Genomic DNA, 15,752 nt, shown 5'->3' with positions numbered 1-15,752 from the left:
ACGCGGGCCTGCGGTGGTCAGGACGGGCGGTCTCCGGCGCGGCCGAAGGCCGCGGGCCGAGAGAGTGGCGTCGGCCTGGTCGGGTGAGCCCGCCAGGAGCCGGTGGTCGCCGACGCAGGGCGCCGGGGACGGACGCGCCGTCGGGCATCCTCCCACGCCGCGGACACGGGAGGAAAACGCCCGCCCGGCCGCATCACCGGATCGCGGCCGGAGGAATCTCCTCCGGGACCCGCACCGGCTGTCCGTCCCGACCGGGCTCCGCGCGAGCTGGTGCTCCCGGCGCTGCCGTCCGGGACTCCGGCAGCTTCGGCCGCTCCGCACGGTCAGGGCGGCCGTACTGGATCTCCTTGAGCCGCTCGAGGGTGTCCTCCATGAGCGTGCGATTCGTCTTGAGCAGGTCGGCGATGACGAGGAGCGCGAAGCACAGGAGCGAGCCGAAGAGCATGGCTGCGCCGAAGATCAGGGACTGGATGTGGTCGCCCGCATCACCGAGCAGCGTCAGCACGAGGAAGCGGACGAACGGGACGAGCGCGACCACCAGGAACAGGAGCCCCAGGGTGACGAACACCGTGTGCGGCTTGAACATGACGTAGCTGCGCGAGATCGCCTGTCCTGACTTCACCATGTGCTGGCCGATGTTCTTGAACAGGCGGGACTCGCGGGTCTTGGCGTTGGTCGAGATCGGCACGCTCGCGATGCGCAGGCGCTTGTTGCCCGCCTGGATGATCGTCTCCATGCAGTAGCTGAACTGCGTGACCACGTTGAGGCGGATCAAGGACGACCGGGAGTAGGCCCGGAACCCGCTTGCCGCATCGGGCAGGTCGGTGCCGGCAGCAAAGTTGACGACCTTGCTCCCGATCCCCTGCATGAGCTTCTTGAACGGCGAGAAGTGCGCGATCGTGGCGGTCTGCCGGTCTCCGATCGCGATGTCGGCCTCGCCGCGGATCAGGGGTGCGACGAGGTCGCCGATGCGCTCCTGCGGGTACTGGTTGTCACCGTCCGTGTTGACGACGATGTCGGCACCGTGCTTGAGCGCGTAGTCGACGCCGTCGCGGAACGACCTGGCGAGACCCATGTTGCGGGTGTGTCGCACGAAGTGGACCACCCCGTGCTCGCGCGCCACCTCGACCGTACGATCGGTCGACCCGTCGTCGATCACGAGGACGTGGATCTCGTCGACCCCGTCGATCTCGCGGGGGATCGACGCGAGGACCGAGCCGAGGGTCGCCTCCTCGTTGAGGCAGGGGACCTGGACGAACAGCTTCATCTCACACTCACTGAGGACGGAGGCGGGCTCGACGGAGCGACGCTTGACGTCGAGCAGTCTAGTCGCCGTCCGACAGGGCTTCGGCGCACCGCTGGTGGCCGGGCGCGTCCGCCCATCGGACTCGGCGGCGTCGATCTCAGTGGTCGGGCGTCTCCGCGCTGGTCAGGGTACGACTGACGTCGCTGCCCGAGGTGGCGCGCAGCACCACGACGACGAGCGCGGCCCAGGCAGCGGCGTAGAGGGTCGCGAGCACGAGCGGGTGGGCGACGGGCGCCCACGAGTCGGCGTCCGTGCTGAACCATCCGCCGCCCGCCCCGTTGACGTAGCGGTGCATGTTGACGGCGAACGCGGCGACGTTCACCGTGACGAGGCCGACGCCGAGGGTCGCGAGCAGGTTGGTGTGCAGCCATCCCGGGAGCACGTGCGCCGCCCGCGAGACGACCAGGCCGGCGAGGAGCACGAACCCGACCGAGAGGGGGAAGATGTAGCGCCCCTGCCAGAAGAACCCGATCGACTGCGCTTGCACTGCCTGGAACACGATCGGGAGCGCGAGGACGACGAGGGCCAGGCCCGCCAGCAGGAGGCGGTCCCGCGAGCGGCCGAGGGCCCAGGCCAGGACGACCACGAAGCCGATGGTGGCCGCGGCGACCAGGTAGAGCCACACGGGCACGGCGACGTCCAGCCATCCCAGCGCAGAGATCAGCTGCTGCACGTAGGCGCTCGTGTTCCCGAGCGTGAAGATCACCGCGTCCCGGAGCGAGATCCCGGAACCGCCCCCGTCGGGCACCGCGCTCGCACCGAAGATCCAGGCGGTGCCGACCGCGCACGCGGCGACGCCGGCTGCCACGCCCCACCACAGACGGCGGTCGCGGAAGACCTCCCGCAGCGTCGACCAGGGCACGCTCGCGACGCACAGCACCACGATCAGTGCCGCGAAGAACGGGCCGAGGCTGCGTGCGTTGGCGAGGAGGAGCGCCGCGATCCCCACCCGCACGAGGCGTCGCGGCGTCAGCTCGTCGTCCGGTGAGTGCAGCAGGGCGAGGAGGGCGACCCACAGGAGCGCCGCGCCGGTGACCTCGATCGACTGGGGGTTGACCGACCCGAGGAGGTTCACGACCGTCGGCGTGACGGGGAGCAGGAGTGCGAGCCCGAGCCAGCGCCGCGTCCGGAACTCGACGACCGTGCGCACCGCGAGCGCCAGCACGAGGCTCGCGAGGGCGGCGTTGACCAGACGCATGAGGAGGACCGTGTGCTCGCCGCCTCCGGGCAGCAGGCTCGGCAGGCCCACGATCGCGTAGTACAGCGGGTTGTAGTTGATGGCCGAGGTCTGGACCGCGGTGGGGGCGTCCAGGTCGCCGCTGAGGTCGGGCTGGCACGCGGCGGACTGGTCGGGGTCGAAGGCGAAGCAGTTGGGGTAGAGCGAGAGCTGGAGGTACAGGTTCGGCAGCTCGACCACGCCGATCCCGTTCTCCGCGCCGTCCGGCGAGACGTCCTCGGCACCGCGCACCGTGGCCGCCGCCTTCACGACGTGCGCGGGCTCGTCGACGGACGCCATGAGCGGGTTGCTGACTGCCCACAGGGCGCTGACGGCGAACAGCGCCACGAACGCGGACCAGAACGCCGCGCGCGGCGTCGAGCGCCGCGCGGTGAGCACGCGCTCGACCCATGGGGGGGTGCCGGGTGTCGGCGGGGACGAGACCGAGGTCTGGGTCATGGTCGACCCTTTCGCGTCAGCAGTCGGCGGGCGGTCGACCAGTACGCGCGCAGCACGCCCTCGAGCGGCCGCGCCGCGGGAGGGAGGGGTGTCTGCGCCGGGTCGAACGTGTCGGTGAGGAGGGGGAGCAGGGCGCGGTCGGGAACGGTCCGGGCGTGCTGGACCACCGCACGGCGCCGACGGATCCACGACGCGTGGGTGAGGCACCACCACCACCCGGCGACCTTCTGCCGTCCCCAGCCCTGCAGGACGGCGACGAGCAGCAGCGCCAGGTCGAACGCGACGAGCGGGAGCGCGAGGGCGACGAGGGTGGCGCGCTCGTGGCACGTGAGCAGGAGCAGCCAGCGGTTGCGCTCGACGAGGTACATCTTGAGCGGGCTGCGGGAGAACTCGTAGTGGTGGAGCACGCGTGCGTGGCCGAGCACCTGGACGCGCAGACCCTGCTGCCAGCACCGCCAGCTCAGCTCCATGTCCTCCATGTACGCGAAGTACTCGTCGGGGAATCCCTGCAGGTGCTCCCAGAGGTCGCGACGCAGGACCATGCAGGCCCCGCTGGCGGAGGCGACGTCGCGGACGGCGGGGACGTCGGCCGCGGGCGTCCCCATGCGGCCCGCCCAGCTCAGACCCAGCACGTGCAGCGGGTTGCCCGCCGAGTTCACGGTGTCGGGCGAGTCGGCCAGGAGGACGGTGGCGCCCGTGACGCCCACGTCGGGCGCGCCGTCGAGATGGGTGACGAGACGCGACAGCGTCGACGCCTCGACGACGGCGTCGCTGTTGACGAGGGCCAGGAACCTCCCGCGCGCACGCCGGGCACCGAGGTTCACCCCACCCGTGAAGCCCAGGTTCCGGCCGGGGGTGAGGACCTCGAGGCGCTCGTCGGCGGGGAGCCGCCCGACGGCGTCGGAGGTGCAGCCGTTGTCGACGACGACGAGCTCGACGGTGACGCCCTCGGAGGCCAGGACCGCGCGCACCGCCTCGTGCAGGTACTCCTCGGCGCCGAAGGCGAGGAGGACGACGGAGACGTCGGGCTGAGTCACGAGATGACCTCTCGGCGGAGCTGGTCCCAGCGGCGGTCCGTCCGGCGCAGGGCGATCGTCAGGGCGAGGAACGAGACGGCCGACCCGATGGTCAGCGCGACCGCGACGCGGAGGTCGAGGGTGCCGGGCAGGGGCAGCGAGGCGATCGCGCCGACGACGCCGGCGGCCCACGCGAGCGCGACGACCCGCTCCTGCTCGTGGGCGAGGAGCGCCTGGGCCTGCACCTGCGCCAGCATGAACACGCCGCCGGAGACGGCCACGACCACGAGGGTGGAGAGCCCGACCTCGAACTCCGGACCGTAGATCAGTCCGAGAGCCCGCTCGCCGAGCAGCCAGACCCCCGCGACGCCGGCGACGGCGAGAGCCAGCGCCGCCAGGCGTGCCCGGCGGACCGCCGTCCGGTACCGGACGACGTCGTGCCGCGCGATGTAGCCCGCGAGCGAGGGCAGGAAGACCGCCTGGACCGCGGCGAAGAGGAAGAGCGGGATCCGGGCGACGGTCACGGCGGCGACGAAGCGACCGCTGAGGCCCTGCTGGGCGGGCGTGGCGAGCGCGGCCATGGCCACCGGGCCGAGGTTCGCGAGGATCTGGGCCGCGGTGGACGCGGCGACGAGGGCACCGATCCCGACCCCGCGGGGAAGGTGACGGTTCCCTCGGGCGACGTGCAGGAGCTCGCGCGGCGAGGCGGTGACGAGGGTGGCGACCACGGGCGCGAGGACGAGGACGAGCCCGTAGGACAGGCGGGACGGGTCCGGGAGGGCGAAGAGCGCGCCCGCCACGACGATCCGGAGCGCGCCGTCCACGCCCAGCTGAGCGCCGTAGCGGACGAAGCGTCCCTGACCCGCCAGCACGCCCCGGGCGTAGTAGGCGAGCGCCTGGCCGACGAGACCGAGGACCACGACGACGACGATGTCCCGGGCGGAGCCGAAGAAGACGTCGGCCAGCCACGGCATGAGGGAGAGGCCAACGACGACGACGACGGCCGACGCCACGACCCCGAAGCGGACCGCCGCGACGACGTTGGCGCCACGCCCGGTCGCGCGGGTCGAGGCCAGCCGTCGTCCGGTCTCCTGCTCCAGGGGCTGGAACAGACCGATCCCCAGGGCGTTGAGCACGGTCCACGCGACCGACACGGGCGCGGAGGCCGCAGGTCCGAGGTCGCGGCCGACGAGGGCGAGGAAGACGAAGTTGGACAGGCCGAAGAGGCCCAGCCCGCATGCCACCCAGATCGGTCCGAGGTCGGCACGCGTCGTGGAGGGATCAGCCCTCATCGCTGAGAGTCTCGACGTCGAGGTCGGTACCCGCGCGAGGACCGCCGCGGGTGAGGACGTCGACGTCGAAACGGAGCATGGCGACCTCCTCGACCAGGACGCGCGTCTCCTCCTCGAGCGCGGTGGTCTCGACGCTCAGCTGGATGCACACCCCGAGCAGGACGGCGAGGGCGAGAGCGAAGAGGAGGTTGCTCGGCGTCTCGACGCCGACCACGCCGGCAAGCGTCTCGACGACGCCGGGGAACGCGCCGACGACGCACACCGCCAGGGCGAGCACCAGCCAGGTCGCCGCGTACTTCTCGCGGAGGCGGCGTCGGCGGAGGAGGACGATCAGGAAGGCGACGAGGGCGACGCACGAGCCCAGGGCGAGGAAGTACCCGCTCAACGGAGGTCTCCTTCGGCCACGACGACGGGCCTGGTCAGCGCGATCGTGAGCGCCAGGACCGCACGACCGAGGAAGATCGCCGCCTTGGCGGGGTTGTGGGACGGGGTACCGCCGGCACGAGGGCGCATCGAGACGCCGACCTGCCGCACCCGGAGGCCTGAGCGCGCGGCGATGACGAGCGACTCGATGGTGTCGCCGAGGTATTCCGCGGGGTAGTCCCGCGCGAACAGCTCGATCGCCCGACGGTTCGAGGCCTTGAACCCCGATGTCGTGTCCGTCAGGCGCGTCTTCGTCACCTTCGACAACGTCACGGAGAGCAGCCGCATCGCCCATCGTCGGGGACCGCGCACGGCGTAGTTGCCCTCTCCGGCGAAGCGTGCGCCGATGACGACGTCCGCGCCCTGCGCCTCCAGCGCCGCGAGGAGCCCGGGCACCTCGGCGGGATCGTGCTGGCCGTCGGCGTCGAGCTGGACCGCGACGTCGTAGCCGTGGTTGCGGGCGAACTTGTACCCGGCGCGCATCGCCCCTCCGACACCGAGGTTCAGCGGGAGCTCGAGGACCATCGCCCCGCCGCGTCGCGCCGAGGCGACGGTGGAGTCGGTCGACCCGTCGTCGACGACGAGGACGTCTGCCCAGGGGATGGAGGCCTCGATGTCGGCGAGGACGCCGGGCAGGGCCTCCTCCTCGTTCCACGCGGGCACCACGACGAGCACGCGGGGAGGTGCGGGGGCGGTCACGGACGATGATGATACCGGTGCCCGGCGCCGGGGACGGCCTTGCTAGTGTCCCTGGTTTCCGGCCCATCTCTTCGCGACACAGGAACTGGAGCGCCCTCGTGCGAGTCCTCCTCGACGCCACCGCAGTCCCGGCCGACCGCGGGGGCGTCGGCCGCTACGTCGACGAGCTCGTCCCCGAGCTCGTCGCGGCAGGTGTGGACCTGGTCCTCGCCGTCCAGCAGCGCGACGTCGACCTCTTCGCACGGGTCGCGCCCGCTGCGGACCTCGTGCCGGCGCCGTACGCCGTCGCGCGTCGCGCGACCCGTATGGCCTGGGAGCAGTCCGGTCTGCCGGCGCTCGTGCGCTCCGTTCGACCCGACGTCGTGCACTCGCCGCACTACACGCTGCCGCTCGTCACGGGCGCACCGACCGTGGTCACCCTCCACGACGCGACGTTCTTCACGACGCCGGAGCTGCACCTGCGGTCCAAGGCCGTCTTCTTCCGCAACGCGATCAGGGTCGCGTCCCGTCGCGCGGACGCGCTCGTCGTGCCGTCCCGCGCGACGCGGGACGAGGTCGTCCGGCTCGTCGGCGCCGACGTCGAGAAGTTCTTCGTCGCCTACCACGGTGTGGACCACGGACGGTTCCACCCGACGAGCACCGACGAGCGCGAGCGGGTGCGCCGCACGCTCGACGTCGGCGACGCCCCGTACGTCGGCTTCCTGGGGACGCTCGAGCCCCGCAAGAACGTCCCTGCGCTCGTCCGGGGCTGGGTCGAGGCGTGCGCCGGGCTCGAGAACCCTCCGGCGCTCGTCCTCGCGGGCGGGCGCGGGTGGGACGACCGCATCGACGCCGAGGTCGCGCGCGTGCCCGACCACCTGACGGTGCGCCGGCCGGGGTACCTCCCGCTCGACGACCTGCCGGGCTTCCTCGGCGGGGCGAGCGTGCTCGCCTATCCGAGCCTCGGGGAGGGGTTCGGCCTGCCCGTGCTCGAGGCGATGGCCTGCCGCGCGACCGTGCTCACGACGCGCGAGCTCTCGCTGCCGGAGGTGGGCGGCGACGCCGTCGCGTACTGCGGGACGGCCGACGCCTCCATCGCGCGCGAGCTCGGCGCGCTGCTCGCCGACGACGAGCGCCGCGCGCTGCTCGCCGACGCCGCCGCCGCCCGCGCGCAGGAGTTCACGTGGGCCGCCGCGGCCCGCGTCCACGTCGAGGCGTACGAGGCCGCGATCAGGCGCGCAGGGAGGCGATGAACTCCTCGACGGCCGCCGCCGTCGGGAGCAGGCCCTGCTCGGCCGCCTCGTGCAGCCCGGGTGCGGCCTCGTCCTTCGCGGAGAGCTGGGGCGTGAGCGGCGAGCCGTCGCGTGCCGTCGTGGGCCACTCGATGCCGACCGCCGGGTCGAGCGGGTGGATCCCGTGCTCACGGCCGGGCGCGTAGCCCGTCGAGCACAGGTACAGGACCGTCGAGTCGTCCTCGAGCGAGAGGAAGGCATGCCCGAGCCCTTCGCCGAGGTAGATGGCCCGTCGGTCCACGTCGTCCAGCAGGACCGAGTCCCACTGCCCGAACGTCGGCGAGCCGACGCGGACGTCCACGACGACGTCGAGCACGGCGCCCTTGGCGCACGTCACGTACTTGGCCTGCCCCGGCGGGACGTCGGCGAAGTGGATCCCCCGCAGGACCCCCGCGGCGGAGACCGAGCAGTTCGCCTGCTGCAGGTCGAGCGGGTGGCCCACCGCCTCGGCGAACGCACCGGCCTTGAACCACTCGAGGAAGACTCCTCGCGGGTCGCCGTGCTGCTGCGGCGTGATCTCCCACGCACCGGGGACGGCGAGCTCGCGGAACTGCATCGATGTGCTCCTCTTCGGACGTCGTGGCGGACCGCGCCACGGACGTCACGCGGCGGGGCTCTAGGATCTTACGGTGCCCCGACCGGGGCGCGCGGCGCGGCCTCCTGCACGATGCGGGGCGGTCGCACCTCCGCACCGACCGCCGAGCGCGGTCGCTTCCAGGGACGGAGCGTCGTGGACGAGACGACGGACCACGGGACCACACGGACCGGATCCACCGGGCCGTCACGCCGATGGCTGGTGGTCGGAGCGGGCGGGATGCTGGGACAGGACGTCGTGGCGGCCGTCGCGGCCGCGGGGCACGAGGTCGTGCCGGTGGACCGCCGGTCGCTCGACGTCACGGACCCGGGCGCGACGGCCGCCGCCGCCCGCGGGTTCGACGTCGTCGTGAACTGTGCCGCGTGGACGGCGGTCGACGACGCCGAGTCGCAGGAGCCGGCCGCGTTCGCGGTGAACGGCACGGGCGCTGCGAACGTCGCGCGCGGGGCCGCCAGCGCCGGGGCTCGCGTCGTGCACGTCTCGACCGACTACGTCTTCGACGGCCACGCCTCGGACCCGTATGCGGAGGACGCCCCTCCCGCGCCGCGGTCGGCCTACGGGCGTACCAAGCTGGCCGGCGAGTGGGCGGTCCGGGCGGAGGCTCCGGACCACCTCCTCGTGCGGACCGCCTGGCTGTACGGGGCGCACGGCGCCTGCTTCCCGAAGACCATGGCCCGTCTGGCGGGCGAGCGCGACGAGCTCACCGTGGTCGACGACCAGGTCGGCCAGCCCACCTGGACCGTGGACCTCGCCGACCTCGTCGTGCGCCTCGTGGCGGCACGAGCCCCGAGCGGGACGTACCACGGCACGTCGTCCGGCTCCGCGTCCTGGTACGAGTTCGCGCGACAGGTGGTGGCGTCTGCGGGCGGGGGCGCCCGCGTGGTCCCGACGACGAGCGAGGGCTTCGTCCGTCCGGCACCGCGCCCGGCCTTCTCCGTGCTGGGTCACGACGCCCTGCGCGCCGTGGGCGTCGAGCCGATCGGGGCGTGGGAGGAGCGGTGGGCGAGGGCCGCGCCCACGGTCCTGGGTCAGGCCTGATCGCGCCGGCCTGATCGGCTGAACCGTGAGGTCCGATCGAGCTGCACGCGTCAGGCAGGCCTCAGGAGAGACGTCTGCTCGCCGTAGGGGAGCGTGGGCGTGAGCCCGGTGCAGCGGGTCTCGTGCAGCCCGCTGCCCTCGATCGCGGGCCGGTACCGGGCTCGGCGGCTGTTGTCGAACACCACGAGACCGTCCGGCGCGAGGCGGTGGACGGCGTGCGCGAGGCTCGCGCCACGCGCACGCCCGTCGACCACCACGAGGTCGAAGGTTCCCCCGGCGCGGTCGATCGCGGCGACGTAGTCGGCGAAGTCGAGCCCGGACTGGCCCTCCTTCTGGGACGGGACGACGGGGTGGTCCGAGACCTCCGGCTCGACGAGCTCGACGCTGAGGTTCGCCTGCGCCTCGAACGAGGGGCGCATGTACGCGTAGAAGCCCTCGTGGTGCTCGACCGAGTGCACCTCGCCCGCTCGGCGCGCGAGCCACAGCGAGCTCGCACCCGACCCGTACTCGAAGATCCGGGCCTGCTCGCGACCCTTGAGCCAGGTTTCCACCGCGTCGATCGCGTCGTACGTCCACCACGGGACGTCCATCTGGATCATGGCCTGGGGGTCGTACACGCGCGTGAGGCTGTAGAACCAGTGCTTGGTGCGCGCGGTACGGGGAGGAGGGGCGTCGTCGAGGACGTGCAGGGCCCGCAGTCCCGACCCGAGCGTCTTCATGCCTGACACGTAGGCGCTCTTCGACATGCGGAGGACGGTGTCTCTCATCGGGTCTGCTCCTCGGTGGTCACCGGACGACGCCGGCGACGAAGGTACGAGAACGCCACCAGGGCGGCGGCGCCGTCCACGAGAACATAGAGCAGTCGGGAGACCGTGGCAACGATCACACCGGGCGCCGCGCCGAGACCGCACAGCGCGGCGAAGACGATCTCCCGCAGGCCGGCGCCGGCGGGTACGGGAACCGCCACGATCCCCACGGTCCAGGCGGCCACGGCGGCCATGGACACGGCCGCGGGCGACTGCTCGTACCCGAGAGACGCCGTGACGAGGATCGAGGATCCGCCGACGAAGAGCCACGAGGGAAGGGTGAGCAGGGTCAGACGGGCCATCGCCGCCCAGCTCGGCACGGTGAGCATCCGGTCCCCGCGCAGCGCGACGTGCATCAGCCGCAGACCGAGACCGACGACCCGCGGGTGCAGGAGGGCCGCTCCCAGCGGGAGGGCGAACGCGAACCACGCCACCCAGGTGGGCGCGTCGCCCAGCCCGACGGCGAGCGGCCCGACGACCCCGCAGAACCAGCCCCCGGAGACGACGATCGCGCCGAGCGACAGGAGCGTCGAGGCGTAGCTGGTCCGGCGGTCGATGCCTCCGCGCACCGACAGCTCGCCGCGCCCCACGATCGCCCAGATCCCTCCGGGCAGGTACTTGCCGATCTCACCACCGAAGTACCAGGCGAAGACGTCCGTCACGGTGCGGCCGTGCCCGACGACGCGCAGGCAGTACCACCACGCCGTGGCGAGGACGAGACCCGCGAGGGCGCTCACGAGGAGAGCCACGACGAGGAGCGTCAGGTCGGCGGAGCGCAGGTCCGCCGAGATCCGGTCCCACTGGGTGACCACCGTCCACACGCACAGGGCGACGGCGACGACGGCCACCAGCCGGCCCGCGAGGCGGACCCATCGGGCTCGTGCGGTGGTGGGGCGGGCGTCGTCGTCCGGCGCGGCTCCGGGCTCCTCAGATGTCACGGCCCCACAGTACGGTGCGGTCCGACGAGGCCCCCAGGGCGTCGCGCCTGAAGCCCCGAGGTCGTGCGGGCTACTCGTCGAGGAGGCTGATGAGGTAGGAGCCGTACCCGGACTTGACGAGGGCCTCGCCGCGCCGGCGGAGCTCGTCGTCGGTGAGGAAGCCGCGGCGCCAGGCGACCTCCTCGGGCGAGCCGATCTTCAGGCCCTGGCGGTTCTCGATGGTGCGGACGTAGTCCGAGGCCTCGAGCAGCGAGTCGAACGTGCCGGTGTCCAGCCAGGCCGTGCCGCGAGGCAAGACCTCGACCTGGAGCCGGCCCTGGCGCAGGTACTCGCGGTTGACGTCGGTGATCTCGTACTCGCCGCGGGCGGACGGCTCGAGGTCGCGGGCGATGGCGACGACGTCGTTGTCGTAGAAGTACAGGCCGGGGACGGCGTAGCTGGAGCGGGGCTGGGCGGGCTTCTCCTCGAGCGACAGGGCGCGGCCCTGCGCGTCGAACTCGACCACGCCGTAGGCGGTGGGGTCCGAGACGCGGTAGGCGAAGACGGCGCCGCCGTCGATGTCCTCGAACCGGGTGAGCTGGGAGCCCAGGCCCGGTCCGTAGAAGATGTTGTCCCCCAGGACCAGGGCGGCGGAGTCGTCCCCGATGAAGTCCGCGCCGAGGACGAACGCCTGGGCGAGGCCGTTGGGCTCGGCCTGGACCGTGTAGCGGATCGAGACGCCGAACTGGGACCCGTCACCGAGCAGACGGCGGAACTGCTCGGCGTCGTGCGGGGTGGTGATGACGAGGATGTCCTGGATGCCCGCGAGGATCAGCGTGGACAGGGGGTAGTAGATCATCGGCTTGTCGTAGACCGGGACGAGCTGCTTGCTCACGCCGAGGGTGATCGGGTGCAGACGGGTGCCGGAGCCGCCGGCCAGGATGATTCCACGCATGGTCGCCATTGTGCCGCACGCCGGAACGGTCAGGACCCGGCGGTCCGGCGGGCGCCGGCGACCTCGAGCTGCTCGCGCAGCCGCAGGCCGAGGACGGCGACCCAGCGCACCGGCGCCTCGAACCAGCGTCGGTACCGGCGCCGCACGTACCGTCGCGCGCTGGCGTGGTGGGCGCGGATCATCGGCTCGGGCGTCCGCTTCCAGGACGCGCCCTGGATGTGGGTCACGGTCGCCGAGGGGACCACGACGTTCTCCCACCCTGCACGGCCGAGCCGTTCGCCCAGGTCGAGGTCCTCGAAGAACATGAAGTAGCCGCTGTCGAAGCCCGAGACGGCCTCGAACGCCTCGCGGCGCAGCAGGAGGAGCGCGCCCGAGAGCCAGCCGACGGCGCGCTCGGCGCCGGGGTCCTCGGGGTTCTCCCGGCGGTAGCGGCGCGACAGCGGGTTGGACGGCCAGATGCGCACGAGGAGCGCGTGCCCTGCCCCGAGCCACAACGAGGGGACCGCCCGCGCCGACGGGTACACCGTGCCGTCCTCGTTGAGGATCCGCGGTCCCAGGGAACCGGCCCCTGGGTGCCGGGCGCCGGCCGTGAGGAGGGCGTCCAGGGCCCCCGGCTCCCAGACGACGTCGGGGTTCGCGACCACCAGCCACGGAGAGGCGGAGCCGCGCGCGCCGATGTTCGCCGCGCGGCCGTAGCCGAGGTTGCCCCCGGACTCCAGGAGACGCGCCGCGCCCGCGTCGACGAGCCCCTGCACCACCGCGCTGGGCCCGCCGTTGTTCACCAGGACCAGCTCGTACGACTCGCTCGTCGCCGTGCGCAGCGAGCTCACGAAGGCCTCGAGCTCGGGACCGGGGTTGAACACGACGCAGACGACTCGGACGGCAGGGGGGACCGGCGGAGGGGCGGACGGCATGGCACGCGAGCCTAGCGGTCGACCGGCGTGCGGCAGGCACGCCGCCGGCGGTTGGGGCGTAGGGTCCCCATCGGATAGCCTCCTCGCGACATCGGCCCGAAGGACACGTCGTGAAAATCTCAGTCATCGGTTGCGGTTACCTCGGCGCCGTGCACGCGGCGTGCATGGCGAAGCTCGGCCACGAGGTGGTGGGCGTCGACGTCGACGAGGCGAAGATCGCTGCCCTCGCGGAGGGACGCGCCCCGTTCTTCGAGCCGGGCCTGCCCGAGCTGCTCACCGAGGTCTCGGGCACCGGGAGCCTGCGCTTCACGACGGACATGGCGGAGGTCGCGGGCTCACAGGTCCACTTCGTCTGCGTGGGGACCCCGCAGCGCCGTGGCGAGTACGCCGCCGACCTGCGGTACGTCGAGAGTGCCGTGACCGCGCTGATCCCTCGGCTGCGCGAGGGCGACCTCGTCGTCGGCAAGTCGACCGTCCCGGTCGGCACGGCCGCCGGGATCGCGGAACGGCTCGAGCGCGAGGTGCCGGGCGTGTCGCTCGCGTGGAACCCGGAGTTCCTCCGCGAGGGCTTCGCCGTCAAGGACACGCTCCACCCCGACAGGCTGGTCTACGGCGTCCCGGCCGCGGACGCGGGTGAGCGGGCGGTCGCGCTGCTCGACGAGGTGTACGCCGGGCCGCTGGCGGAGCACACGCCCCGCGTCGTGACGGACTACCCGACCGCGGAGCTCGTGAAGGTCGCCGCCAACTCGTTCCTCGCGACGAAGATCTCGTTCATCAACGCGATGGCCGAGCTGTGCGAGGAGACGGGGGCGGACGTCACGCGCCTCGCCGACGCGATCGGCTACGACGACCGCATCGGACGCAAGTTCCTCAACGCGGGCCTCGGCTTCGGCGGCGGCTGCCTCCCGAAGGACATCCGCGCCTTCATGGCGCGAGCGGGGGAGCTCGGCGCGGACCAGGCCGTGGCATTCCTCAAGGAGATCGACGCGATCAACACGCGACGCCGCGTCCGGATGGTCGACCTCGCGCGCGAGGTGCTCGACGGGTCCATCGTGGGCCGGCGCATCGCCGTGCTCGGCGCGGCGTTCAAGCCCAACAGCGACGACGTCCGGGACTCGCCGGCCCTCGACGTGGCGGTCCAGCTCGCGCGACAGGGCGCGGACGTCCGCGTGACGGACCCCGAGGCGGTACCCAACGCGCGTCGGGTGCACCCCGAGCTGCAGCTCGTGGAGTCGCTGGACGAGGCGGTCGTCGACGCCGACATCGTCCTGCTGCTCACGGAGTGGCAGGAGTACCGCGAGCTCGTCCCGGCCGAGCTCGCCGAGAAGGTCGCGGGGCGGCGGATCCTCGACGGGCGGAACGTCCTCGACCCGGTCGCCTGGCGCGGCGCCGGCTGGACGTACCGGGCCCTCGGCCGTCCCTGACCGCGTCGCCCGGCCGCGTACCGGACGCCGACCCTGACCGCGTCGCCCGGCCGGCTGCCCCGCGTCGGGCGGGTCAGGAGCTGACGCGCTCGTCCCGGGCGATGCGCTCGAGGCGGGTCGGGTCCTGCGTCCGCACGAGCACCGCCGAGCCGTCGGTCGCCCACAGGCGCAGGGCCGTCCGCAGGACGCCGTCCACGGGCTCCCCGGCCACGGCGAGGAGCTCCCGGCGGCCGGCGCCGGCCGTCTCGCCAGGCGTCGCGTCGAGGTCCACGGGGAGCACGAGGTCGGCGTGGACCCAGCGGGCGGTGCCGGCGACGGCCGGGAGGGCGAGGTCAGGATCCGGCACCCAGCCCAGCCGGTCGCCGTACGTCATCACCGCCGACGCCGCGTCGACCGCCCCGGCCGGCAGGTCGCCGTCGAACCGGCGGGCGAGCGCGGGCAGCGCGACCGCGACGAGCTCGGCCCCGGAGCCGGTCCACTCCGCGGGCCGCGTCGTCACGACGACGTCGGGCGCCTCCGTCGCGCCGGTCGCCCCGTCCTCCTCCACCAGGACGACGGTCGCGCCGACCCGCCACACCGCGAGGGCCCAGACGACGGTGCGCCAATGCACGGGAAGATCGATCACGACGCGTGTCCCCGGGGCTGCGTCGAATTCCTCGACGAGCAGGTTCGTCGTCTTGTTGATCCAGTTCTCAAGTACCGCGCCGGACAGCTCGACGCGTTCACCGTCGTTGCCGTACCACGTGAGCCGGGGGCGGCCGGGATCGCGCGTGATCAGACGCAGCAGGTCAGCGACGTGCGCCGGGAACGTGCCGGAAGAGCCGGGGCCCGCCGTGGAGGCATGGGGAGAGGTCACCATGGCAACCACCCTAAGCGGTGTGCTATGCGTCCGGACATGTCGGGATTTCACCCCGGCGCCTTCGCGGGGCTATCACATTTCGGCTTGACGCCTGCGGATGACACGCGTGTAATTTCTTCAATGCAGTTTCTCGTGAACGGCATGAAGGGGCGCACGATGTGGAACATGCTGGACGGAGCCGGCGGGGACATTCCCTCCGACGCAGGACGTGAGGTGGAGCGCGTAGCACCGGTGCTGCCGCTCTTCGGCGAGCCGGTCGACGACGGGCTCATGGGATGGCAGGAGCGCGCCCTGTGCGCGCAGACCGACCCGGAGGCCTTCTTCCCGGAGAAGGGCGGGTCCACGCGCGAGGCCAAGAAGGTCTGCACGGGCTGCGAGGTCCGCGCGGAGTGCCTCGAGTACGCGCTCGAGAACGACGAGCGCTTCGGCATCTGGGGCGGTCTGTCCGAGCGGGAGCGCCGCAAGCTCAAGCGCCGCGTCGTCTGACAAGCGCGTCAGTTCGACACCCCGCCACACCGAGGCGCGCAAATGCACGGTCCGGTGCCGTCCTCGTCGCATGATC

16 protein-coding genes are annotated in these 15,752 nt (G+C 72.7%); 4 read left to right on the top strand and 12 right to left on the bottom strand.

Annotated elements, in window-relative coordinates:
• Positions 1 to 193 precede the first annotated feature (193 nt).
• The 6 genes from AC4H2G_RS16640 to AC4H2G_RS16615 all read right to left on the bottom strand — a co-directional run bounded on the left by AC4H2G_RS16640 (position 194) and on the right by AC4H2G_RS16615 (position 6,411).
• On the bottom strand, positions 194 to 1,267 hold the full coding sequence (locus tag AC4H2G_RS16640; protein ID WP_494366845.1) for a glycosyltransferase family 2 protein: 1,074 nt from the start codon (positions 1,265 to 1,267) through the stop codon (positions 194 to 196).
• 136 nt (positions 1,268 to 1,403) lie between these two features.
• The gene (locus tag AC4H2G_RS16635) at positions 1,404 to 2,981 is read right to left on the bottom strand and encodes a DUF2142 domain-containing protein (protein WP_494366844.1); all 1,578 of its coding nucleotides are present in this window, start codon (positions 2,979 to 2,981) and stop codon (positions 1,404 to 1,406) included.
• Positions 2,978 to 4,018 (bottom strand): glycosyltransferase family 2 protein, encoded by a 1,041-nt coding sequence (locus AC4H2G_RS16630; RefSeq protein ID WP_494366843.1) that lies wholly within the window; start codon positions 4,016 to 4,018, stop codon positions 2,978 to 2,980. Before AC4H2G_RS16630 ends, AC4H2G_RS16635 begins: the two co-directional genes overlap by 4 nt.
• Positions 4,015 to 5,289, bottom strand: a complete 1,275-nt coding sequence (locus AC4H2G_RS16625; RefSeq protein ID WP_494366842.1) for a lipopolysaccharide biosynthesis protein — start codon at positions 5,287 to 5,289, stop codon at positions 4,015 to 4,017. Before AC4H2G_RS16625 ends, AC4H2G_RS16630 begins: the two co-directional genes overlap by 4 nt.
• On the bottom strand, positions 5,279 to 5,674 hold the full coding sequence (locus AC4H2G_RS16620) for a DUF2304 domain-containing protein (protein WP_494366841.1): 396 nt from the start codon (positions 5,672 to 5,674) through the stop codon (positions 5,279 to 5,281). The genes AC4H2G_RS16625 and AC4H2G_RS16620 overlap by 11 nt, the downstream gene beginning before the upstream one ends.
• Entirely contained in the window at positions 5,671 to 6,411 is a 741-nt protein-coding gene (locus AC4H2G_RS16615; RefSeq protein WP_494366840.1) for a glycosyltransferase family 2 protein, read from the bottom strand. Before AC4H2G_RS16615 ends, AC4H2G_RS16620 begins: the two co-directional genes overlap by 4 nt.
• A gap of 98 nt (positions 6,412 to 6,509) precedes the next feature.
• On the opposite strand from AC4H2G_RS16615, the gene AC4H2G_RS16610 reads away from it, so the two are divergent.
• On the top strand, positions 6,510 to 7,643 hold the full coding sequence (locus tag AC4H2G_RS16610; RefSeq protein ID WP_494366839.1) for a glycosyltransferase family 4 protein: 1,134 nt from the start codon (positions 6,510 to 6,512) through the stop codon (positions 7,641 to 7,643).
• Here the strand turns inward: AC4H2G_RS16610 and AC4H2G_RS16605 are convergent.
• Positions 7,621 to 8,238, bottom strand: a complete 618-nt coding sequence (locus AC4H2G_RS16605) for a dTDP-4-dehydrorhamnose 3,5-epimerase family protein (protein WP_494366838.1) — start codon at positions 8,236 to 8,238, stop codon at positions 7,621 to 7,623. The genes AC4H2G_RS16610 and AC4H2G_RS16605 overlap by 23 nt on opposite strands.
• Before the next feature lie 174 nt (positions 8,239 to 8,412).
• Here AC4H2G_RS16605 and rfbD point away from each other — a divergent pair, with 174 nt between their 5' ends.
• Complete coding sequence (gene rfbD, locus AC4H2G_RS16600) at positions 8,413 to 9,315, top strand: dTDP-4-dehydrorhamnose reductase (RefSeq protein ID WP_494366837.1); 903 nt, start codon at positions 8,413 to 8,415, stop codon at positions 9,313 to 9,315.
• Between the two features lie 50 nt (positions 9,316 to 9,365).
• Here rfbD and AC4H2G_RS16595 read toward each other — a convergent pair whose 3' ends face one another.
• The 4 genes from AC4H2G_RS16595 to AC4H2G_RS16580 form a co-directional block, all read right to left on the bottom strand.
• Positions 9,366 to 10,082 carry a class I SAM-dependent methyltransferase gene (locus AC4H2G_RS16595; RefSeq protein WP_494366836.1) on the bottom strand — a complete coding sequence of 239 codons (717 nt, stop codon included), beginning with the start codon at positions 10,080 to 10,082 and terminating at the stop codon, positions 9,366 to 9,368.
• On the bottom strand, positions 10,079 to 11,059 hold the full coding sequence (locus AC4H2G_RS16590; RefSeq protein WP_494366835.1) for a lysylphosphatidylglycerol synthase domain-containing protein: 981 nt from the start codon (positions 11,057 to 11,059) through the stop codon (positions 10,079 to 10,081). The genes AC4H2G_RS16595 and AC4H2G_RS16590 overlap by 4 nt, the downstream gene beginning before the upstream one ends.
• A gap of 70 nt (positions 11,060 to 11,129) precedes the next feature.
• Positions 11,130 to 11,993 (bottom strand): glucose-1-phosphate thymidylyltransferase RfbA, encoded by an 864-nt coding sequence (rfbA, locus tag AC4H2G_RS16585; protein WP_494366834.1) that lies wholly within the window; start codon positions 11,991 to 11,993, stop codon positions 11,130 to 11,132.
• Between the two features lie 29 nt (positions 11,994 to 12,022).
• A complete protein-coding gene (locus tag AC4H2G_RS16580) occupies positions 12,023 to 12,907 on the bottom strand; it encodes a glycosyltransferase family 2 protein (protein WP_494366833.1) in 885 nt (294 codons plus the stop codon).
• A gap of 110 nt (positions 12,908 to 13,017) precedes the next feature.
• Between AC4H2G_RS16580 and AC4H2G_RS16575 the strand changes: the two genes are divergently transcribed.
• Positions 13,018 to 14,331: a UDP-glucose dehydrogenase family protein gene (locus AC4H2G_RS16575; RefSeq protein ID WP_494366832.1), complete on the top strand. Its 1,314-nt coding sequence runs from the start codon at positions 13,018 to 13,020 to the stop codon at positions 14,329 to 14,331.
• 73 nt (positions 14,332 to 14,404) lie between these two features.
• Here the strand turns inward: AC4H2G_RS16575 and AC4H2G_RS16570 are convergent, their stop codons facing one another.
• Positions 14,405 to 15,190: a TIGR03089 family protein gene (locus AC4H2G_RS16570; protein ID WP_494366831.1), complete on the bottom strand. Its 786-nt coding sequence runs from the start codon at positions 15,188 to 15,190 to the stop codon at positions 14,405 to 14,407.
• A gap of 156 nt (positions 15,191 to 15,346) precedes the next feature.
• On the opposite strand from AC4H2G_RS16570, the gene AC4H2G_RS16565 reads away from it, so the two are divergent.
• Positions 15,347 to 15,676 carry a WhiB family transcriptional regulator gene (locus AC4H2G_RS16565; protein ID WP_494367037.1) on the top strand — a complete coding sequence of 110 codons (330 nt, stop codon included), beginning with the start codon at positions 15,347 to 15,349 and terminating at the stop codon, positions 15,674 to 15,676.
• Positions 15,677 to 15,752: the final 76 nt, after the last annotated feature.

This window comes from Cellulosimicrobium sp. BMG9.23 (assembly GCF_059159985.1).
The sequence above is the reverse complement of the archived record's forward strand: the minus strand, read 5'-3'. Positions and strand labels throughout refer to the sequence as shown.

Bases quoted from the DNA above. Each gene is read 5' to 3' on its own strand.
- rfbA (WP_494366834.1), bottom strand. From the start codon at position 11,993: ATGCGTGGAATCATCCTGGCCGGCGGCTCCGGCACCCGTCTGCACCCG.
- AC4H2G_RS16565 (WP_494367037.1), top strand. From the start codon at position 15,347: ATGTGGAACATGCTGGACGGAGCCGGCGGGGACATTCCCTCCGACGCA.
- AC4H2G_RS16635 (WP_494366844.1), bottom strand. From the start codon at position 2,981: ATGACCCAGACCTCGGTCTCGTCCCCGCCGACACCCGGCACCCCCCCA.
- AC4H2G_RS16580 (WP_494366833.1), bottom strand. From the start codon at position 12,907: ATGCCGTCCGCCCCTCCGCCGGTCCCCCCTGCCGTCCGAGTCGTCTGC.
- AC4H2G_RS16570 (WP_494366831.1), bottom strand. From the start codon at position 15,190: ATGGTGACCTCTCCCCATGCCTCCACGGCGGGCCCCGGCTCTTCCGGC.
- AC4H2G_RS16595 (WP_494366836.1), bottom strand. From the start codon at position 10,082: ATGAGAGACACCGTCCTCCGCATGTCGAAGAGCGCCTACGTGTCAGGC.
- AC4H2G_RS16640 (WP_494366845.1), bottom strand. From the start codon at position 1,267: ATGAAGCTGTTCGTCCAGGTCCCCTGCCTCAACGAGGAGGCGACCCTC.
- AC4H2G_RS16605 (WP_494366838.1), bottom strand. From the start codon at position 8,238: ATGCAGTTCCGCGAGCTCGCCGTCCCCGGTGCGTGGGAGATCACGCCG.
- AC4H2G_RS16625 (WP_494366842.1), bottom strand. From the start codon at position 5,289: ATGAGGGCTGATCCCTCCACGACGCGTGCCGACCTCGGACCGATCTGG.